This is a genomic window from Acidovorax temperans (genome assembly GCF_028596105.1).
GTDB lineage: Bacteria > Pseudomonadota > Gammaproteobacteria > Burkholderiales > Burkholderiaceae_C > Acidovorax > Acidovorax temperans.
The window spans coordinates 1,127,501-1,148,102 of the sequence record NZ_CP117193.1; the positions used below are offsets into that span (position 1 = coordinate 1,127,501).

Consider the following 20,602-nt stretch of genomic DNA (forward strand, 5'->3'; position numbering starts at 1 on the left):
CGTAGAGTGAGTCGGCCCCTAAGGCGAGGCAGAGATGCGTAGCTGATGGGAAACAGGTCAATATTCCTGTACCGATCAATAGTGCGATGTGGGGACGGAGAAGGTTAGCTCAGCCAACTGTTGGATATGTTGGTTCAAGCCTGTAGTCGTGCCTGGTAGGCAAATCCGCCGGGCTTAGATGAGGGGTGATAACGAGTCTGCTTGCAGACGAAGTGAGTGATACCCTGCTTCCAGGAAAAGCCACTAAGCTTCAGCTATTGACGACCGTACCGCAAACCGACACTGGTGCGCGAGATGAGTATTCTAAGGCGCTTGAGAGAACTCAGGAGAAGGAACTCGGCAAATTGATACCGTAACTTCGGGAGAAGGTATGCCCCAAGTAGGTGAACTCGTACGGAGGGAGCCCAAAGGGGTTGCAAAAAATCGGTGGCTGCGACTGTTTAATAAAAACACAGCACTCTGCAAACACGAAAGTGGACGTATAGGGTGTGACGCCTGCCCGGTGCTGGAAGATTAAATGATGGGGTGCAAGCTCTTGATTGAAGTCCCAGTAAACGGCGGCCGTAACTATAACGGTCCTAAGGTAGCGAAATTCCTTGTCGGGTAAGTTCCGACCTGCACGAATGGCGTAACGATGGCCACACTGTCTCCTCCTGAGACTCAGCGAAGTTGAAATGTTTGTGATGATGCAATCTCCCCGCGGAAAGACGGAAAGACCCCATGAACCTTTACTGTAGCTTTGTATTGGACTTTGAACAGATCTGTGTAGGATAGGTGGGAGGCTTTGAAGTGAGGACGCTAGTTCTCATGGAGCCAACGTTGAAATACCACCCTGGTGTGTTTGAGGTTCTAACCTAGGTCCATTATCTGGATCGGGGACAGTGCATGGTAGGCAGTTTGACTGGGGCGGTCTCCTCCCAAAGCGTAACGGAGGAGTTCGAAGGTACGCTAGTTACGGTCGGACATCGTGACGATAGTGCAATGGCATAAGCGTGCTTAACTGCGAGACTGACAAGTCGAGCAGATGCGAAAGCAGGACATAGTGATCCGGTGGTTCTGTATGGAAGGGCCATCGCTCAACGGATAAAAGGTACTCTGGGGATAACAGGCTGATACCGCCCAAGAGTTCATATCGACGGCGGTGTTTGGCACCTCGATGTCGGCTCATCTCATCCTGGGGCTGTAGCCGGTCCCAAGGGTATGGCTGTTCGCCATTTAAAGAGGTACGTGAGCTGGGTTTAAAACGTCGTGAGACAGTTTGGTCCCTATCTTCCGTGGGCGCTGCAGATTTGAGGAAGCCTGCTCCTAGTACGAGAGGACCGGAGTGGACACACCTCTGGTGTATCGGTTGTCACGCCAGTGGCATTGCCGAGTAGCTAAGTGTGGAAGAGATAACCGCTGAAAGCATCTAAGCGGGAAACTCGTTTCAAGATGAGATCTGCCGGGGCCTTGAGCCCCCTAAAGAGTCGTTCAAGACCAGGACGTTGATAGGCTGGGTGTGGAAGCGCAGTAATGCGTTAAGCTAACCAGTACTAATTGCTCGTGCGGCTTGACCCTATAACTTTGATAGCCAATGCACTTCAGTGCAAAAGCTCAAAGTCTGTTATGCCAAGTTAGACGCAGTCAAATACAAAAACCTGATTCCAAACTCTATGAATTCGCCGAGCAGTCCCAAGACTGCTTAGCACCAAGTTATGCCTGATGACCATAGCAAGTTGGTACCACTCCTTCCCATCCCGAACAGGACAGTGAAACGACTTTGCGCCGATGATAGTGCGGGTTCCCGTGTGAAAGTAGGTCATCGTCAGGCTCTTACAGCCCGCATACCCCCCCCTCTCCCTATGGAGTGGGGGGGTTTGTCTTATGGGCCTCTGATATTCACATTCACGTAACGCTTATACCCATAAGCCATCGGATATGCAGCTACAAGACATCCTGTTTTCGCAAGGGTTCGGAACCCGAAGGGTGTGTGCAGGGTTGGTTCAGCAAGGCTGGGTAGAGGTTAGTCTTGACGGGCAGCCTTTTGATAAGTGCATTGATTCAAGTGCGGAGTACGATCCTGAAGGTCTTCGGCTGCTGGTGCAAGGGCAGGAGTGGCCTTGGTGCGAAAAAGCTTATATCTTGTTGCACAAACCACCTGGAACTGAGTGTTCACAGAAGCCGTCGGCATATCCCAGTGTCTACACCCTGCTGCCTGCGCCATTGCGCCAGCGTCCGACAAAGAACGCCATCCACGGAGTGCAGGCGGTTGGTAGGCTGGACCAAGACACCACAGGTTTGTTGTTGCTGAGCGATGATGGTCAATTTATCCATCGGATGACCTCTCCCAAGAAGCATGTACCTAAGGTGTATGAGGTGACTACGAAACACCCCGTGGATGCTCGTCAAATTTCAAAATTGTTGGAAGGGGTCGTCTTGGATGATGACCCAATAGCTGTGAAGGCGGCAGGGGCTGAATTGATTGGCTCTCATCAGCTCAAGTTGACCCTGCTCGAAGGTAAATACCACCAAGTCAAACGCATGTTGGCTGCCGTGGGTAACAGGGTGGAGCAGCTCCACCGCTCACAAATTGGCGCATTGGAATTACCCGAGTCCTTAAAACCCGGTGAGTGGATGTGGCTGGGGAAAGAGCATTTGCGCGATTTGGGCTTTCAAGGCTGATAGACGCCTTGGTTGGTATTAGGGCGACGATTTCATTCATCAAAAGGTCGTTTGTGGGTTCCTTTCTCTCATCCCGATTTCTCTTCTTCTTTTGGGCTTTTGTTGCGCTTTCTAGTTCGGCATTCGCATCACAGACGACGCCATTGTTTGTTCTAAACTCGTTGGATGCCAACGTTAGTGTGATCAATCCTGTGACATGGGAGGAGATTCGTAGAATACCGACCGGTAAGGAGCCGCACCATCTGTATCTCACGCCGGACGAGCGTTCGATCATTATTGCCAATGCGCTCAGCGATACATTGACGTTCATTGATCCGCGCACCGCTGAGGTACAGCGAACTGTTCGTGACATCGTCGATCCCTACCATCTTCGATTTACCCCTGACATGAAGTGGCTGGTCACTGCAGCCAATCGGCTGAACCATGTGGATTTTTATAAATGGGATGGTAAAGAGCTGACCTTGGCGAAACGAGTTGCCACGTCTCGCACGCCGAGTCATATCTGGATTGATAGCAAAAGCACCACTGCTTACGTGTCGATGCAGGACAGCGATGAGCTGGTTGCGATGGACATTGCGACGCAATCGATCCGCTGGCGTACGAAAACAGGCGCCATGCCTGCCGATATTTACGGTAGCCCCGATGACAAGCGACTTTTTGTGGGGTTGACTGGTAGTGACAGCGTCGAGGTTTTTGACGTGAGCGGAGTTCAACCTTCAAGCATCAAAAGAATAAAAACAGGCAGTGGTGCACACGCTTTTCGCGCTGCGGGCGATAAGCGCCATCTCTACGTGAGTAACAGAGTGGCTAATACGATCAGCAAACTGGACATGCAGCGACAAGAAGTGGTGGACACTTATCCCGTACCAGGAGGGCCTGACTGCATGGACGTGTCTGCAGACGGCCGCTTTATCTTTGTCAGTTCACGTTGGGCCAAAAAGATGTCTGTGGTGGATACCGTAGAGAGAAAAGTGATCAAGCAGGTACCGGTAGGTAAGTCACCTCATGGTGTCTGGACTTTGCAGCACGCGCCACGTTAATACTCTGGCCAAATGCTCTCCATGCGCTTTCTGCTCTGTGTAGTTGGCGGCTTTGCACTTGCCGGGCTGTATCACTCGCAGGCATCAGCCACGCCTGCGCAAGACTGCAAGAAGCCCGTTTATTTGACCTTCGATACCGGGCACATGGCCGTTGCGCCAGTGATCGCCGATATTTTGGCGAGGCAGAAAGTGTTGGTTACCTTTTTTGCCGCCAATGAAAAGACGACAGAGGGTGACGGTAGCCTCGGGGAGCATTGGGGGGGCTGGTGGCGTGAGAGGGCGAAAGAAGGGCATGAATTTGCTTCTCACACCTTCAACCATGTTTACTGGGTTGCGGATGCCGGTATGCATGCATTTCGGGTGAAACCTTCGGCGGGCTCACGGCAGGGAGAAACCTACATCCTTGACCGTCACGGCTATTGCGAAGAGCTTTCACAATCTTCTCGCAGGCTTCATATGCTCACCGGCAAGTCACCTCTGCCATTGTTTCGAGCACCTGGTGGCAGGCTATCCCCATCTCTCGAACTCGCGGCCAGGTCATGTGGGTACCGGCATGTGGGATGGGCTGCGGCCGGTTTTTTGGGCGATGAGCTACCGAGCGAGAAGTTCAGCAATGCCATGTTGCTCGACAAGGCGCTGCGTGGCATCCGGTCTGGAGATATCTTGATGGCCCATTTGGGGATATGGTCCAGGCAAGACCCTTGGGCTCCAGCAGTACTGGAGCCTCTCATCGTTGGCCTCAAGCAAAAGGGCTTTTGCTTCAAGACTCTCAAGGATCATCCTCAATTGGGCATAGGTCAGGCTTTTTGAGTCCGCGGGGTTGCCACTTCAGAATAAGGATGCTGTCGTATGGATTGGGTTGCCGGCGCTTTCGACGCCGCCCAGCAGTGGGTGTTTGAAAATACGATTCAGCCGCTACTGTTTATGTTGGGTTGGGGCGGAATTCTGGAGTCCGGCTATGTGGCGGCTGGGTGGTTGCTGGTGGGCATGCTTCAGATCGCTGTGATTTGCTTGGTTATTGGGCCTCTGCAAAAGTGGAAACCAGTGGAGCCCGTAGTGAATAAAGCCGCAGTCCGGGTGGATGTGCTTTACACGCTCATTCACCGTTTGGGGGTGTTCCGTGTCGCAGTCTTTTTTCTGCTGACACCTCTCATGGACTCGATGTTTGGTGCGCTTCGCGTCATTGGCTTCAGTCCATTGCAGTTAGATGGTTTGCTTCCCGGAGTCACGGATATTCCTTGGGTTAGCTTGCTGATCTACCTGGTAGTCTTCGATTTTGTGGATTATTGGATTCACCGAGGCCAGCACCATTTTGAGTGGTGGTGGAAGCTGCATGCGCTACACCACTCTCAGCAGCAAATGACGATGTGGACGGACAACCGCAACCATTTGCTGGATGATGTTCTACGCGACTTCATCTTGGTTGTTGTAGCCCAGTGCATTGGGGTGGCGCCGACCCAGTTTATTGCCATTGTCGCCATCACCCAATTGAGCGAGAGCTTTCAGCACGCCAATCTTCGCGCATGGTTTGGCTCCATCGGCGAGCGGCTTTGGATCAGCCCTCGATTTCACCGGAGGCATCACAGCATCGGCATAGGGCATGAAACCGTTCAGACCCCCAAAGGTGGCAAGCTAGGCTCCCGCGCTGATGCCAGAAAGGTTGTCTTGGGCGGGCACAACTTTGGTGTGCTGCTTCCCTGGTGGGACATGCTGATGGGGACGGCCAATTTTGAGTTGAGATATGACCCTACCGGTATTCGAGACCAGGTCGAGCCCGATGCACATGGCCGCGTACGCGACTACGGAAATGGCTTTTGGTCGCAACAATGGCTTGGCATCTGCCGATTGTTGGGACGAGCATAGGTTGATAGGTGCGCCAGATCTGCGCGTTATGCTTGCGCCATGGGTTTGCTCTTTGATTCCTTTTGGCGAGCCGCCGCATATTGTTTGCGGCCGCGCGTCATGCTGCTGTCTGCAGTGCCGCTGCTGTTGATGGCGTTGCTGGCGCTGGTGCTGCAACATTTTTATTGGGATGCCGCTGTCCAAGGAATGGCTTCATTGCTGGACGATTCCACCTTGCTGGCAAGCATGCTGTCGTGGTTGGCGTCTTGGGGCGTTGCCAACGTGATGGATTGGCTCGCGCCGTTGATGGTGGTCTTGCTCGCTTCTCCGGTGTTGGTGGTCGTTTCCCTCTTGGCCGTCGCCTTTCTGATGACGCCCGCCCTGGTGAATATGGTGGCCGTTAGGAGGTTCCCGTCTCTAGAGCGAAAGCAGGGCGGTTCTTTGTTGGCCAGCATTTCGTGGTCGCTGGCTTCCACGGTGATGGCACTCCTGGCATTGTTGTTTTCTGTGCCTTTATGGCTGGTCCCCCCGCTGGTACTGGTATTACCGCCTTTGATATGGGGATGGCTAACCTATCGAGTGATGGCTTTTGACGCGCTGGCCGAGCATGCCAGCAAGGACGAGCGCAGAGAGGTGCTACGACGCCATCGGGTCACCCTGCTGGGCATGGGGGTCCTGACGGGCTACCTTGGGGCTGCTCCCAGTATTGTGTGGGCCTCGGGTGTCGTGTTTGCCGCAGCGTTTGTGGTTCTCTTGCCGTTGGCCATTTGGATTTACACGCTGGTTTTTGCATTTTCATCGCTGTGGTTTGCTCACTTCTGCTTGCAGGCGCTGGCGCAATTGCGTGCCGCCAATTCTGCGGCGGGCGCAGCAAACGGTGCTGCTGTACCGGGGGCGCCAGGGCAGGCGCAGCTTCCACCAAGCCCCCAACAACTCGATTGAGATCTATGTCTCCCTCTTTTGGTTTGATCATCGTCGGTGACGAGATTCTTTCGGGCAAACGTGCAGACAAGCACCTTCCCAAAGTCATTGAGCTATTAGGGGTGAGAGGCCTTGCGCTTTCTTATGCCGACTACGTCGGTGACAACCCAGAGCGACTCACCGCCACTTTGCAAAGGGCATTTGCATCGTCAGACGTTGTTTTTTCTTGTGGAGGCATCGGGGCAACGCCGGATGACCACACCCGCCAGTGCGCGGCCAAAGCTTTGGGTCGTGAGCTGGTGCTGCATGACACAGCTGCAGCTCTGATTCGCGAGCGGATGCAAGACGTGGCCAAAGAACAAGGCGTTGCCTACGAGCCTGAGCGCGCCGACAATGTGCACCGTCTGAATATGGGTGTATTTCCCCAGGGCGCAGAGGTGATTCCGAACCCGTACAACAAAATTCCAGGGTTCAGCTGCACCAGCCCCGCGGGTGGGGTGGTGCATTTTTTCCCAGGTTTCCCGGTCATGGCGTGGCCCATGATGGAGTGGGTGCTGGACCAGCACTACCGCCATCTTTTTCACGTGGCACCGCAGGTGGAGCATTCTGTGATCGTGCTGGGTGCCATGGAGGCTGCCCTGACACCCCTCATGGAACAGGTGGAGCGTAACCATCCCGGTCTGCGGGTATTCAGCCTGCCCAGTGTGGATCACCCGCAGTACGGACGCCATATCGAACTAGGGGTGAAAGGCCCCCAGAACTTGGTTCCTGCGGGTTGGACTGCCTTGCTGCAAGGTCTGCACGATATTGGTGCAGACTTGGGCCCTGAGTTGGTGCGCGCCATGTAGTGCTCGCAGGCTTTGGGCTGTATTAACCTTTTTGGTGCAATGTGTTGTGAGCTTCTCGCAGGGGCTGCGTGCACTGCGCCACCGTAGTGCGGGATTGAGTGCGGCTGGCACGCAACCTGCTTAGTTTCAGTAGATTTTTCAACAAGCGCTTTACCCAGGAGAACCTGATGGCCAAGACCGTTGCAGATGTGATGAAGATGGTGAAGGAAAACGAAGTCAAGTTCGTTGACTTCCGTTTTACCGATACCCGTGGCAAGCAGCAGCACACCACGGTGCCTGTCTCTCACTTTGACGAAGACAAGTTCATTTCGGGCCACGCCTTCGACGGCTCTTCGATTGCCGGCTGGAAGGGCATCGAAGCCTCCGACATGCAGCTGATTCCTGACCCGAACAGCGCCAACATCGATCCCTTCTTTGAAGAAACCACGCTGATCCTGACCTGCGATGTGATCGAGCCCAGCGATGGCAAAGCCTACGACCGCGATCCACGCTCCATCGCCAAGCGCGCCGAAGCCTACCTGAAGGCTTCTGGTTTGGGCGATACCGCCTACTTTGGTCCTGAGCCAGAATTCTTCATCTTTGACGGGGTGCGCTGGAGCACAGAGCCCAACCACACCTTCTACGAAATCGAAGAGTACGAAGCCCCCTGGAACACCGGCTCCAAGCTCGAAGGCGGTAACCGCGGCCACCGTCCTACCGTCAAGGGCGGCTATTTCCCCGTGCCTCCTGTCGATAGCACGCAAGACATGCGCGCCGAAATGTCCCTGATCCTCGAATCGCTGGGCATTCCTGTCGAAGTGTTCCACCACGAAGTGGCTGGTGCTGGCCAGAACGAAATCGGCACCCGCTTCAGCACGCTGGTCGAGCGCGCTGACTGGACCATGCTGCAAAAGTATGTGATCCACAACGTGGCCAACGCCTACGGCAAGACCGCCACCTTCATGCCCAAGCCTTACCACGGCGACAACGGATCCGGCATGCACGTGCACCAGTCCGTGTGGAAGGACGGCAAGAACCTGTTCGCTGGCGATGGCTACGCCGGCCTGTCTGACTACGCTCTGTACTACATTGGCGGCATCATCAAGCACGCCCGTGCCCTGAACGCCATTACAAACCCTGGCACCAACAGCTACAAGCGTCTGGTTCCTCACTTCGAGGCGCCTGTGAAGTTGGCGTACTCTGCCAAGAACCGCTCCGCTTCGATCCGTATTCCTTACGTGGCCAACCCCAAGGGCCGCCGCGTGGAAGCCCGTTTCCCCGATCCACTGATGAACCCCTACCTGGGCTTTGCCGCCCTGTTGATGGCGGGTCTGGACGGCGTGGAAAACAAGATCCATCCCGGCGAAGCTGCAACGAAGGACCTGTACCACCTGCCCCCAGAGGAAGACAAGCTGGTGCCCACCGTGTGCCACAGCCTCGACCAAGCGCTGGAGCACCTGGACAAGGATCGCGCGTTCCTGACCAAGGGTGGCGTGTTCACCGACAGCATGATCGATGCTTACATTGATCTGAAGATGGCTGAAGTGACCCGCTTCCGCATGGCTGTGCACCCTGTTGAGTACGACATGTACTACTCGCTGTGATGGCCCGTCTTGGGTGATCAACCAAAAGGCGGCTTCGGCCGCCTTTTTTCTTGAGGCCTCTGTTTCGGGCGACGACCCTGGTGTTTGCAAGCGTTGCATCCTCACACAAATCCCTCCGGGGCGGGGGCGGCGCTGCATTGGCGATGTGCAGCGATTGGGGGATACTCCAAGGCAATCCTGCATGAGCAGTGCGAGGAACTCTATGAAAAAAACGCTACTTACCCTGTGGATCATTGCGACCTTGCCCGTGCTCGCTTTTGCGCAAGACCGAATCTACCGCTGTGGAAATGAATACACCAACAACGCCACGCAGGCCAAAGAGCGTGGCTGCAAGTTGGTGGAGGGCGGCAACGTCACGGTGATTCAAGGCTCACGCCCCTCGGGTGGCGGGGGCGCTGCGTCCGGTGGTGGGTCGTCTGCCGCATCATCTTCATCGGCCTCTTCTGCCTCGCCAGCAGGCGCACCGCGCGTGACCAACAATGACCAGCGCGCCCGCGACTCCGATGCCCGCGCGATTTTGGAATCTGAATTGCGCAAGGCCGAAGCCCGCCATGCCGAGCTGGTCAAGGAATACAACGGCGGCCAGCCAGAGCGCAATGCGCTGGACTTGCGCAACCCCCAGCGTTATATGGAGCGCACGGCAGAACTCAAGGCCTCCGTGGCGCGCAGCGAGAGCGATATTGCTGGTATCAAGCGTGAGCTGAGCCGTTTGCCTGCCAACTGATTCTGACCCGTGAGGACTTCCACCGCGGCTGACGCCAACCAGGGCCTCAGCCGTTTTCATTCTCTGGACCTTCTATCCACGCTGATCGCCGTGCTGCGCGCCGATGGGGCTGTGCAGTTTGCCAATGCGGCGCTGGAGAACACGCTGGGCCTGTCGCGTCGCACGCTCGAAGGCGCTGATTTCTCCGCCTTCTTTACCGACCCTGCGCTGCTGCAAACCGCGCTCACAGGGGCCAAGGTGCAAGACTTTGCCGCACTGAGGTTTGAGGCCAGCCTGCGGCGGCCCACACAAGACCCGGTGCCGGTGCATGTGAACGTGGCCGCTTCCGAGCGCATGGGCGAGATGCTGGTAGAGCTGTGGCCGCTGGAGCAGCAGGCCCGCCAAGACCGCGAAGAGCGCCTGCGCGAGCAGGCCCTGGCCAACAAGGAGCTGATCCGCAACCTGGCGCACGAGATCAAGAACCCGCTGGGCGGCATTCGCGGCGCAGCGCAGCTGCTGGAGATGGAGCTCGAAAGCCGCGACCTCAAGGAATACACCCAGGTCATCATCCACGAGGCCGACCGGCTGCAAAGCCTGGTTGACCGCCTGCTGGCCCCCCACCGGCACCCCCATCTGGTGGGAGATGTGAACATCCACGAGGTATGCGAACGCGTTCGCTCGCTGGTGCTGGTGGAGTACCCCCAGGGGCTCAAGGTTGTGCGCGATTACGACACCTCCATTCCTGAATTCCGGGGTGACCGCGCGCAGCTCATTCAGGCTCTGCTCAACGTGGTGCAAAACGCGGCGCAGGCCCTGACCGAGCGTATCGCGCAGGGCGATGCCGTGATCACCTTGCGCACCCGGGTGGCCCGGCAAGTCACCTTCGGCCGCCAACGCTATCGCCTGGCACTGGAATTGCATGTCATCGACAACGGACCCGGGGTGCCAGATGCCATCAAAGAGCGGATTTTTTATCCGCTGGTGTCAGGGCGCGACGGTGGGTCAGGATTGGGTTTGACGCTGGCACAGACATTTGTGCAGCGGCACCACGGGTTGATCGAGTGCGACAGTGTTCCGGGTCGCACCGATTTCCGAATCCTGATTCCGCTCCCCTGAGGTCTGAGACACAAAACCACAGGGAAGGTAAACACACATGAAGCCGATCTGGTTAGTAGATGATGACCCGTCGATCCGCTTCGTCCTGGAAAAAGCGCTGGCGCGCGAGAACCTGCCCACGCGCAGCTTCACCCACCCGCGCGAGGTGCTCGACGCCCTGGCCGATGTGACGGCGGGTGACCCAGCCCGACAAGGCCCCCAGGTGCTGGTCAGCGACATTCGCATGCCCGGCGGCTCGGGTCTGCAGCTGCTGGAGAAAGTGCGCGAGATGCAGCCGGGCTTGCCCGTCATCATCATGACGGCATATTCCGATCTGGACAGTGCCGTCTCGGCCTTCCAGCGTGGCGCGTTTGAGTACCTGCCCAAGCCGTTTGATTTGCCCAAAGCGGTGGAGCTGATCCGCCGCGCGGTCGAGGAAAGCCAGCGCGAAGAGGTGACGGAAGAGCGCCAGACTGCCACCCCCGAAATGCTGGGCCAGGCGCCTGCCATGCAGGACGTGTTTCGCGCCATCGGCCGGCTGAGCCAAAGCGTGGTCACGGTGCTCATCACCGGTGAATCGGGTTCGGGCAAGGAGCTGGTGGCGCGCGCGCTGCACAAGCATTCGCCCGTAGCCGACGGGCCGTTCGTGGCCATCAACACGGCAGCCATTCCAAAGGACCTGCTGGAGTCTGAGCTGTTCGGCCATGAGCGCGGCGCCTTCACCGGTGCGCAGACGCAGCGGCGTGGGCGCTTTGAGCAAGCCGAGGGCGGCACGCTCTTTCTGGACGAAATCGGCGACATGCCGTTTGACCTGCAGACCCGCCTGCTGCGCGTGCTGTCTGACGGGCAGTTCTACCGCGTGGGCGGCCATGCCGCCGTCAAGTCGCATGTGCGCGTGATTGCCGCAACCCACCAGAACCTGGAGCAGCGCGTGAAGGAAGGCGGGTTCCGTGAAGACTTGTTCCACCGTCTGAACGTGATTCGCCTGCGGCTGCCCGCGCTGCGCGAGCGCCACGCCGATGTGCCCATGCTCACCCGCCACTTTCTGCAGCAAAGTGCGCGGCAGCTGGGGGTGGAGCCCAAACGCATTTCGGATGCAGCGCTGGCTCGCCTGGAGCAGTTTTCATTTCCGGGCAACGTGCGGCAGCTGGAGAACATCTGCCACTGGCTCACGGTGATGGCACCTGCCCAGGTCATCTCGCTGCAAGACCTGCCGCCCGAAGTGCTGGAAGCACCCTTGGTGCCGGTTGCCGAGCCCGTGGCGGCTACGCCCACCCCGGCGCCTGTGCCCGTCCCTGAGCCCGCGCCCACTGCAGCGGCCGTGGCGCCGGTGGCTGTGCCCAGCCAGGGGGCTGTGGGTTGGGCTGCCCCGCCAGCCGATGTATCCATCAGCCCCCCGGGTGACGCTGTAGCCCCCGTGGCTGCACCGCCCGTAGCCACGCCCCTGGGGTGGGAGCATGCACTGGAGGCAGAAGCGCAAAAGCTGCTCGCCACGGGCGAGCCAGATGTGTGGGATGTGCTCAACCGCCGGTTTGAATCGCAGCTGATCCGCACCGCGCTGGTGGCCACCCACGGCAGGCGCATGGAAGCCGCGCAACGCCTGGGCATTGGCCGCAACACCATCACCCGCAAGATCCAGGAACTGGGCCTGGATGCGGCAGATGAAGGCTGAATTCGCCTCTAGCGCTTATGGAATAAGCGCCAGCAGCTATTGAATTGATAGCTTGCGCGCGGTGTCTGTGTGCGGCCTCGGGCCGCGCTGCAGCACTGGCGTGACGGTCAAGACAGGGGCACCCTGTCCTACACCGGTGGGGTCCTTCCTCCGACCTCGGTGGCGGGCGGTGGTTTCAATAATGAAATCACTGTCAACCAACCGGAGATTTTTCATGTCGGATTACAGAGATGCCAACCGTGACCCCATTACCGATGAGCCAGGCGCACACCCCGTGGGCACTGGAGTAGGTGCCGCCCTGGGCGGGGCTGCTGCAGGTGCGGCCGCAGGTGCTTTTGGTGGCCCAGTGGGTGCTGTGGTGGGTGGCGTGGCAGGTGCCGTTGCTGGCGGACTGGCCGGCAAGGCGGCTGCCGAGGCGGTGAACCCCACCGAAGAAGACGCTTACTGGCGTGACAACTACACCCGCGAGCCTTACCACGTGCCAGGTCGCCCCTATGAGCAATACCGTCCGGCCTACGAGCTGGGCTGGTCTGCCGTGGGCCGCTACGAAGGCGACTTCGATGCCGTGGAGCCCCGACTGGCGGACGACTGGCGTGCCCGCCACGCCACGGGCGGCCTGGCCTGGTCTGATGTGCGCCCTGCGACCCGGGCGGCCTGGGATCGCGCTTCCAACCGAGCCCACACCCGCCTGGGCAGCGCAGGCACCCAGGGCGCTGCGAGTGCCGTGGGAGCCATGGATACGTCTGACGGTGACGATGTGGTGGAAGTCCTCAACGACGTGCTGGAATCTGCCCGCGACGGCGAGTACGGCTTCCAATCCTGCGCCGACCATGCCGATTCGGCCGAACTCAAGAGCATCTTCCTGCGCCACTCGCAGCAGTGCGCCGCAGCAGCGCAAGAGCTGGAGCGCGAAATTCGCCGCTTTGGGGGCGAGCCCGCTTCCGGCGGCACCATCGCAGGGGCGGTGCACCGGGGCTGGGTGTCGGTGAAGGCTGCGCTGTCATCACGCGACGACAAGGCCGTTCTGGAGGAGTGCGAGCGTGGTGAAGACGCTGCGGTGGCCCGCTACCGCAAGGCCTTGAACGCCGCGTTGCCTGCCGACGTGCGCGCGCTGCTAGAGCGCCAGGCCCAGGGCGCCAAGCGCAACCACGACGAAGTGCGTGCGCTGCGCGACAGCTACGCCCAGCGATAAGCGGTGCCTGAAGCGAAACAGGCCGGGGGTGTCCCGGCCTGCCGTCACGCTAGCGGCTGCAGAGTGAAAGCTCTGCAGCTTTTTTGCGTGGTGCGGTGGTAGGGCCGTGCGCGTAGATCAGGCCCCCAAGGTGACCACCACCGGCGCGTGGTCACTGGGCTGGGGGTTCTTGCGAGGGGCGCGGTCTACCACGCACGCGGTGACCTGAGGGCGCAGCGCTTCGCTCACCAGAATGTGGTCAATGCGCAAGCCCCGGTTTTTCTGAAAGCCCAGCATCCGGTAATCCCACCATGAAAAGGACTTCTCCGGCTGCTCAAACATGCGGAAGGCGTCTGTCAGCCCCAGCGCCAGCAGCGCCTTGAAATGGTCGCGCTCTTGCGTGGTGTGGTGAATGGTTTCGCGCAGGCCCACCGGGTCGTAAGAGTCGCGGTCTTCGGGCGCCACGTTGAAGTCACCCACCAGCACCAGACGCGGGTGTGCAGCCATTTCGGCCTGAATCCAGTCGTGCAGAGCCTGCAGCCAGCGCATCTTGTAGGCGAACTTTTCCGAGCCGGGCTCCTGACCATTCACAAAGTAGCCGTTGAGCAAGCGCAGCGGGCCTTCGGGCGTGTCCAGCGTGGCGGCGATCACGCGGGATTGCTCGTCGTCAAACCCCGGAATGTTGCGAACCACGTCGCGCACCGGCGTGCGGGTCAGAATGGCCACGCCGTTGTATGTCTTTTGTCCAAAAGCCACGGCGTGGTAGCCCGCGTCTTGCAGTGCAACGTGCGGAAACTTGTCATCGGTCAGCTTCAGCTCTTGCAGACACAAGGCATCCACCGGGTTGGTGGCCAGCCAGGCCAGCACTTGGGGCAGACGCACAGACAGGGAGTTGACGTTCCAGGTGGCAATTTTCATGGGTGGGTGTGGTGTGATGGTGTCCAGAGATGGAGAGGATTAGAACCTGTTGGGGCGCCCAGCTTCAGGTGAGGTGGCGGGTTCGGGGCGGTTGAAGGCGCCGCGTCAGGCTGCATTTTGGCCGCCTCCCCACTGGGAGGCGGGCAGTTGATAGATTGCCCATGATTCAAGGTGCTGTTTTGGGTGGCCTGGGTTATCCTATTGATCGGGCCCCATAAAGATTGAACTTTCTGCTGATTTTCGCGTTCGAAGCAGCATGGACAAAGAAGACGCGAGATACCAAACCCTGGAGCAGCTTCACGAGCGGCGCAAGCAAGTCATCCGACTGCACAAACGGGGCATCAAAGTCATGGAACTGGTGCAGATGTCGGGCTTGAGCTACCCGGCTGTGCGCAAGGTGCTTGATCTGTTCGAGCAAGGCGGCTGGCCAGCCATCAAACCAGCCGGTCGTGGTCGCACGAAAGGCGATGCCCGATTGCTCACGCCCGAGCAAGAAGTCCACATCCAAAAGACCATCTGCGACAAACGTCCCGAGCAATTGAAGATGGACTTCTTCCTGTGGAGTCGCGCCGCCGTGATGCAGCTTATCGAACAGGAATGTGGCTTGAAATTGGGTGTGCGCACCGTGGGCAAATACCTGGCACGCTGGGGTTTCACCCCACAAAAGCCCATCAAGAAGGCATACGAACAACGCCCCGAAGCCGTCAAGGCCTGGCTAGATGAACACTACCCGGCCATCGAGGCCAAGGCCAAGGCTGAGGGCGGCGAAATCCACTGGGGCGATGAGACCGCACTGGTCAACACCGATGTACGCGGCAGGAGCTATGCACCAGCAGGTGAGACACCCGTGGCGTTCACGGTGGGCAGCACACGCCAGAAGCTGTCGATGATCGCCACGGTGACCAACCGGGGCAAGGCACGCTGGATGATCATTGACGAGGCCTTCAACAGCGACAAGTTGATTGAGTTCCTGGAGGCCTTGATCAAGGACGCGGGCAAGAAGGTGTTCCTGATCCTTGACAACCTGCGTGTACATCACAGCAAACCGGTCAAGGCGTGGCTGGCAGAGAGAAAGGAACAGATCGAGGTGTTCTACCTGCCCAGCTACAGCCCGGAACTCAACCCAGAAGAGCGTTTGAACGCCGACCTCAAGCAGGCCATGGGCAAGCGGGTCCCGGTCAGAACAAAGGCAAAACTGCGCGATGCGGCCAACGAACACATGGCCATGCTGGAGAAGTCACCCGAGCGGGTGATGAGCTACTTTCAGGATCCCCGCGTCAAATATGCCGCCGCTTGAGACTTCATGGGGCCGGAGCAATAGTGTCGCTACGCGGTCGCTCAGTCCCTGGTGGCTTTCAGTGGCTTGTTGTCTGGCGTTGGGATGAGGGTCCCAGATGGGCTTGGACCCCGTTCGCTTTGGAGCCCCTTGGTGTCGCCTGCTTTCTATGAACGAACGCCTATCCCACTCTGCAGCCCTTGGCGAGTCATTGCCCGCACCGCACTTGCTGGACATCGTCACTCGCCATACAGGCGCGACGATCTGCGTGGTCGACACCAGCCTGAACATCCTGTACGCCAACGAGGCCTATGCCAACTGGTTCTAGGTGCGCCCCAAGGAACTGCTGGGCCGCACTTTGACCTCGCTGTACAGCGAGGCCGCCCGCGCGCAATCTGCGCGGCGAGACGGTGTCCATCATGTGCCAGATCGAAGACATCACCGAGCGCGTCGCCGCTGCCGACCGATTGCTGCATCTGGCGCAGCACGATTCGCTCACGGGGCTGCTGAACCGGGGCGCCTTCATGGTGCGGGCGCACGAAGCGGTGGAGAGCCTGGACGGGCAGGGGGACGACGCGACAGAGGGGGTGGTCATCCTGTTCATGGACCTGGACGGTTTCAAGGACGTGAACGACGTGTATGGCCACCACATGGGCGACACCGTGCTGCGCCTGGTGGCCCAGCGCCTGGCGCACATCGTGCGCGCTGGCGACACGCTGGCCCGTTTGGGGGGCGACGAGTTCACCATCCTGATGCGTGGCAACCCCAGCCCGCAGGAGCTCCAGCAGTTCCTCGACCGCCTGCTGCAGATTTTTGACACGCCCTTTGCGCTGCCCGACACCGATGGTGTGCAGGTGACACTGGGTGTGAGCATCGGGGTGGCCGCCCACCCGCCGCTGCCCGCGCAGGTGGACGAGTTGCTGACCCGCGCCGACCACGCCATGTACGAAGCCAAGCGGGGCGGCAAGGGCAGCGTGCACTACGCAGTGCCTGCCTCGGCCTGAGTGCCATGCACTCCGCAAGGCGCGGCACCACGCCCAGCCCGCAGGCGCGGCTTACAAAGGTGCAATGCTCTGCTCGTAGCAGAAGAAGTTGGTGGGGTCGTACTTCGTCTTGACTTCGCGCAACCGCCGGTACGTCTCATCGCCCCAGTAGGCGTTGGCAAAGTCCTCCAGAGTCCGGTCGGGGTAGTTTTGGTACACATGCCCGTTCATGTAGGGCCTCAGCAGGTCGTACAGCCCGTCGATCCAGGCCTGTACCTTCACGCGCTCTTCTGCGTTGCGCCAGCAGCCGTCAATCACGATGTCCATGTCCACATGGCGGTGCACAAAAGCGCTGCCTTCCACCGGGTAGCGGGCAATCGCGCCGCCGTAGGGCTCGGTGTAAACCGTGCTCCAGGGGTTGACGGCCTGGTGGAACTGGTCGATCACCTGCTGCCACACCGCCTGGGGAATGGGCTTGTCGATATATCCGCTGGCCTTGGTCTCGCAAATGCCGTCAGGCAGGTCTTGCGGCAGGGGGTAGGGGTGGTCTTCAAAATAGTTGTTCAGCTCCGGGTACGTGCCCACCTTGTCCACCACCAGTTGCGCGCCGGTGATTTGCAGCAGGGGCTCAATGGCGGCGTAGCCCTCGTCCCGCGGGCCGCAGTACATGCCTTGCACCATGTACACCACCTGCCCGTTGTAGTAGCCCAGGTTCATCATGTAACCCAGCTGTTCGGGGGCTCCCTGGCGGGTGTAGTCCTTTTGCAGCAGCGCCAGCACCTGCGCGGCTTACGCCGCCTGCCAGGTGATGGACCAGCCCCACACCGATGGCAGACGCACCATGTGGTAGCTCACCTGCAGCACCACGCCAAAGTTGCCACCCGTGCCGCCCCGCAAGGCCCAGAACAGGTCGGCGTTCTCGCGTTCGTTGGCGGTCACTACCGTTCCGTTGGCCAGCGCAATACGAAACGCTGCCGCCTTGTCGCTTTGGATGCCAAAAGTCCGCGAGGTATAGCCATAGCCCCCACCCTGCACAAAACCGGCCACGCACACGCTGCCGCAAGCCCCCGTGGGCACATGCCAGCCCGTGCCGTTGAGTGCGCCGTTGAACACCTCAAACGGCGTGCCAGGCAGAACATGCACCAGTGCCCGGTCTTCGTCCAGTACCACGCCCTTCATCTCGCTCAGGTCAATCACCATGCCGCCGGTGTTTACCGAATAGCCTGCCGTGCTGTGCCCGCCTGAGCGTACTGATACCGCCAAGCCCGCGTCGCTGGCCACTCCCATGCTCACCAGCACGTCGGTTTCGCAAGCGCAGTAGACGATGACCAGGGGGTAATACTGGAACGCAGGGTTGGTTTCCTGCCGGTCCGCGTCGTAGTCAGCATCCCACGGAAAGACCACGCGCCCAACAGTGCGCGCTTCCAGGTCGGCCTTCTGTACCCCCGTCAACGTGGCGCTGTGGCCAGGGGTTGGCGCTTGCAGAGGCTGCGCCAAGAAGTGCGCGATGCGGCGTTGTTTTGCCGCGCGTGTGAGACTTTTGCGATGGGCCATCGAGCGCTTTCCCTCCTGAGAAAAACGCCGTTTTAGCACGCGGGTTACGTCAGGCCAATGAAAAATTGGGCACAGTGGCTGGCCCAGCGGTTAGAGGTGAAAAATGCCTCTAGCGCTTGATGGGTAAGCGCCAGCAGCTATGAAATCAGGAGCGCGTAGCTGCGCCTCATAGCATCTTTCCAATCCCTTGTGAAATCGCCACTCAGCCCCGCACGTAGCTCACAAAGTCAAAGGCCAGGCCGTTGGTGGAGACATGCGAGCTGCGCGTGGTTTCCTTCCACTCAGCGCCCAGCGTGGGCGCGTAGGCATCGCCGTCAAAGTCCTGCGCTATCTCTGTGACCTCGACCCGGTTGGCCAGGGTCAGGGCCTGGGCGTAGATCTGTGCTCCGCCCATCACCCACACCGGGCGGTGGGGCTCGGTGGTGGCTGCGCGGGCCAGGGTCAGCGCGCCTTCCAGGCTGTCAGCGCGCAGCGCACCTTCGGCCTGCCAGTCACTTTGGCGGGTGACCACGATGTTGGTGCGCCCCGGCAGTGGCCGAAAACGCGGGGGCAATGAATCCCAGGTCTTGCGGCCCATGATGACCGCGCAGCCCTGCGTCAGTTGCTTGAAATGCGCCATGTCCTCGGGCAGGTGCCAGGGCATGGTGTTGTCCTTGCCAATCACGCCATTGGCGGCGCGGGCGTAAATCAGGTGCAGCGGTTGCATGGTGGCCTGTGCGGTAAGAGGGGTCAGATATGGAGCAGCGCGAGGGTGCCCACGCCCAGGCCAATGGCGGCCACGCCGTACATGCCCCATTCCAGCCATTTTTTGCGTGTGAGCAGCGCAATCGCGGCCAGGGCAATCGCAACCTGCAGCGCCGTGGTGGCCTGCGCCCAACGGTGGTGCTGGTGCATCTGCGCCTCGCTCTTTTCATCAAAGGCGCGGGCTTCGGCTTCCAGGCCCTCTGCAGCTTTCTTGATCTCGTTCTTCTCGGTTTCGTAGCGGTCAATCTTGGCCTGGTACTTGGCCTTTTCCTGCTCGCTGGGTGTCAGGTCGCGGGCCAGCTCGGCCAGGGACTGCTTGGTGCTCTTGGACTGGAAGTAATTCCACTGGTTGGAGGCTTCCGTCTTCTTGATGGCAGCATCGTTCTTCATCAGCCCTGCATTGGCCTGCGTGGCGCCACCCATGTAGGCAAAGATGGCACCCACCGTGGCGACGATGGCGGTGAACATTGCGATCTTGTTGGTGCTGCTGCCATGGCCTTCAGTGCCGTGGCTCTCTGCAGGGTGCTCGCCGTGGCCATGCGTGGCGTGCTCAATGGCGTGGTCGTGGGGGCCGTGTACGTGAAATCCGCCGGAAGACATATGGGATGGAGGTCAGAGGGTTGCTAAGCACTACCGCAGCGCCCGGGCTGCGGTGAAAGAAAGGGGCAAACGCTGCGCGGCCTGGGGCGCTACGGCTGCTTGCCCTGGCGCAGGGTCACACCGCCACAGGCGCCTTGATGGCCGGGTGGCACTGGTAGTCCAGCACCTCAAAATCTTCGTATTCGTATTCGAGGATGCTCGCCGGCTTGCGCTTGATGTTCAGCGTGGGGTAGGCGTAGGGCGTGCGGGCTAGTTGCGTGGTGACCTGCTCGTAGTGGTTGCTGTAGATGTGGCAGTCGCCACCCGTCCAGATGAAGTCACCCACGTCCAGATCGCACTGCTGCGCCACCATGTGCGTGAGCAGCGCATAGCTGGCAATGTTGAAGGGCACGCCCAGGAAGATGTCGGCACTGCGCTGGTAGAGCTGGCAGCTCAGGGTGCCACGCCCGCCGGGCTCTTGCGCCGGGGCCACGTAGAACTGAAAGAACGCGTGGCAGGGCATCAGCGCCATCTTGCTGAGGTCGGCCACGTTCCAGGCGCTGACGATGATGCGGCGCGAATCGGGGTTCGTCTTGAGCGTCTGGATCACATCGCTGATCTGGTCGATGTGGCCGCCATCGGGCGTGGGCCAGCTGCGCCACTGCACGCCGTACACGGGGCCCAGCTCGCCGTCCTCGCGTGCCCACTCGTCCCAGATGGTCACGCCGCGCTCTTTGAGCCAGTTGTTGTTGCTCGAGCCCGTGAGGAACCACAGCAGCTCGACGATGATGGACTTGAGGTGCACCTTCTTGGTGGTGACCAGGGGAAACCCCTCGCGCAAATCAAACCGCATCTGGTGGCCGAACACGCTCTTGGTGCCCGTGCCCGTGCGGTCGGCTTTTTCCACCCCCTGGGTGAACACCAGGCGCATCAGGTCCTCGTATTGGGAGCGCACGGGGCGCTGCGGTGCAGGGGCGGCAGGCTGGTTCATGTGGGGGCTCGCAAGGTAAAG

General features: G+C 59.6%; 20 protein-coding genes and 2 rRNA genes (1 of these 22 only partly in view). 16 read left to right on the top strand and 6 right to left on the bottom strand.

Features of this window, described 5'->3' with window-relative positions:
- The 13 genes from PQV96_RS05275 to PQV96_RS05335 form a co-directional block, all read left to right on the top strand.
- Window positions 1-1,557: ribosomal RNA gene (locus PQV96_RS05275) — 23S ribosomal RNA — on the top strand (it extends 1,322 nt beyond the left edge of the window).
- A 140-nt stretch (window positions 1,558-1,697) separates the two neighbouring features.
- Window positions 1,698-1,810, top strand: a 5S ribosomal RNA gene (rrf, locus tag PQV96_RS05280).
- A gap of 107 nt (window positions 1,811-1,917) precedes the next feature.
- Window positions 1,918-2,661, top strand: coding sequence for a 16S rRNA pseudouridine(516) synthase (locus PQV96_RS05285; protein ID WP_207375382.1), 744 nt, complete (start codon window positions 1,918-1,920; stop codon window positions 2,659-2,661).
- Window positions 2,662-2,714: 53 nt separating this feature from the next.
- Entirely contained in the window at window positions 2,715-3,701 is a 987-nt protein-coding gene (locus PQV96_RS05290) for a YVTN family beta-propeller repeat protein (RefSeq protein ID WP_207375381.1), read from the top strand.
- A gap of 21 nt (window positions 3,702-3,722) precedes the next feature.
- Window positions 3,723-4,511, top strand: coding sequence for a polysaccharide deacetylase family protein (locus PQV96_RS05295; RefSeq protein WP_207375380.1), 789 nt, complete (start codon window positions 3,723-3,725; stop codon window positions 4,509-4,511).
- 39 nt (window positions 4,512-4,550) lie between these two features.
- On the top strand, window positions 4,551-5,564 hold the full coding sequence (locus tag PQV96_RS05300; protein ID WP_207375379.1) for a sterol desaturase family protein: 1,014 nt from the start codon (window positions 4,551-4,553) through the stop codon (window positions 5,562-5,564).
- Window positions 5,565-5,603: 39 nt separating this feature from the next.
- Complete coding sequence (locus tag PQV96_RS05305; protein WP_207375378.1) at window positions 5,604-6,485, top strand: EI24 domain-containing protein; 882 nt, start codon at window positions 5,604-5,606, stop codon at window positions 6,483-6,485.
- Window positions 6,486-6,490: 5 nt separating this feature from the next.
- Window positions 6,491-7,312 (top strand): competence/damage-inducible protein A, encoded by an 822-nt coding sequence (locus PQV96_RS05310; RefSeq protein ID WP_207375377.1) that lies wholly within the window; start codon window positions 6,491-6,493, stop codon window positions 7,310-7,312.
- A gap of 167 nt (window positions 7,313-7,479) precedes the next feature.
- The gene (gene glnA / locus PQV96_RS05315) at window positions 7,480-8,895 is read left to right on the top strand and encodes a type I glutamate--ammonia ligase (protein ID WP_207375376.1); all 1,416 of its coding nucleotides are present in this window, start codon (window positions 7,480-7,482) and stop codon (window positions 8,893-8,895) included.
- Between the two features lie 202 nt (window positions 8,896-9,097).
- Window positions 9,098-9,619, top strand: coding sequence for a hypothetical protein (locus PQV96_RS05320; RefSeq protein WP_207375375.1), 522 nt, complete (start codon window positions 9,098-9,100; stop codon window positions 9,617-9,619).
- Between the two features lie 63 nt (window positions 9,620-9,682).
- Entirely contained in the window at window positions 9,683-10,714 is a 1,032-nt protein-coding gene (gene glnL, locus PQV96_RS05325) for a nitrogen regulation protein NR(II) (RefSeq protein ID WP_207375383.1), read from the top strand.
- A gap of 37 nt (window positions 10,715-10,751) precedes the next feature.
- Window positions 10,752-12,365: a nitrogen regulation protein NR(I) gene (ntrC, locus tag PQV96_RS05330; protein ID WP_273624769.1), complete on the top strand. Its 1,614-nt coding sequence runs from the start codon at window positions 10,752-10,754 to the stop codon at window positions 12,363-12,365.
- A gap of 214 nt (window positions 12,366-12,579) precedes the next feature.
- Window positions 12,580-13,557, top strand: a complete 978-nt coding sequence (locus tag PQV96_RS05335) for a ferritin-like domain-containing protein (RefSeq protein ID WP_273624770.1) — start codon at window positions 12,580-12,582, stop codon at window positions 13,555-13,557.
- A gap of 117 nt (window positions 13,558-13,674) precedes the next feature.
- Here the strand turns inward: PQV96_RS05335 and xth are convergent, their stop codons facing one another.
- Window positions 13,675-14,454: an exodeoxyribonuclease III gene (gene xth, locus PQV96_RS05340; RefSeq protein WP_207375372.1), complete on the bottom strand. Its 780-nt coding sequence runs from the start codon at window positions 14,452-14,454 to the stop codon at window positions 13,675-13,677.
- A gap of 256 nt (window positions 14,455-14,710) precedes the next feature.
- Between xth and PQV96_RS05345 the strand changes: the two genes are divergently transcribed.
- The 3 genes from PQV96_RS05345 (at window position 14,711) to PQV96_RS05355 (ending at window position 16,734) form a co-directional block, all read left to right on the top strand.
- On the top strand, window positions 14,711-15,751 hold the full coding sequence (locus PQV96_RS05345; RefSeq protein ID WP_044395424.1) for an IS630 family transposase: 1,041 nt from the start codon (window positions 14,711-14,713) through the stop codon (window positions 15,749-15,751).
- A 148-nt stretch (window positions 15,752-15,899) separates the two neighbouring features.
- Complete coding sequence (locus PQV96_RS05350; protein WP_207373295.1) at window positions 15,900-16,058, top strand: hypothetical protein; 159 nt, start codon at window positions 15,900-15,902, stop codon at window positions 16,056-16,058.
- Between the two features lie 91 nt (window positions 16,059-16,149).
- Entirely contained in the window at window positions 16,150-16,734 is a 585-nt protein-coding gene (locus PQV96_RS05355; protein ID WP_207373294.1) for a GGDEF domain-containing protein, read from the top strand.
- A 51-nt stretch (window positions 16,735-16,785) separates the two neighbouring features.
- On the opposite strand, the gene PQV96_RS05360 is transcribed toward PQV96_RS05355, so the two are convergent.
- The 5 genes from PQV96_RS05360 to PQV96_RS05380 form a co-directional block, all read right to left on the bottom strand.
- Complete coding sequence (locus tag PQV96_RS05360; RefSeq protein ID WP_273624771.1) at window positions 16,786-17,493, bottom strand: FAD-binding oxidoreductase; 708 nt, start codon at window positions 17,491-17,493, stop codon at window positions 16,786-16,788.
- Window positions 17,494-17,502: 9 nt separating this feature from the next.
- The gene (locus PQV96_RS05365; protein ID WP_242638024.1) at window positions 17,503-18,267 is read right to left on the bottom strand and encodes an FAD-binding oxidoreductase; all 765 of its coding nucleotides are present in this window, start codon (window positions 18,265-18,267) and stop codon (window positions 17,503-17,505) included.
- Between the two features lie 202 nt (window positions 18,268-18,469).
- The gene (locus PQV96_RS05370) at window positions 18,470-18,973 is read right to left on the bottom strand and encodes a dihydrofolate reductase (protein ID WP_273624772.1); all 504 of its coding nucleotides are present in this window, start codon (window positions 18,971-18,973) and stop codon (window positions 18,470-18,472) included.
- Between the two features lie 23 nt (window positions 18,974-18,996).
- Window positions 18,997-19,611 carry a DUF4337 domain-containing protein gene (locus tag PQV96_RS05375; protein ID WP_273624773.1) on the bottom strand — a complete coding sequence of 205 codons (615 nt, stop codon included), beginning with the start codon at window positions 19,609-19,611 and terminating at the stop codon, window positions 18,997-18,999.
- 115 nt (window positions 19,612-19,726) lie between these two features.
- Entirely contained in the window at window positions 19,727-20,581 is an 855-nt protein-coding gene (locus PQV96_RS05380) for a thymidylate synthase (protein ID WP_273624774.1), read from the bottom strand.
- Between the last annotated feature and the right edge of the window lie 21 nt (window positions 20,582-20,602).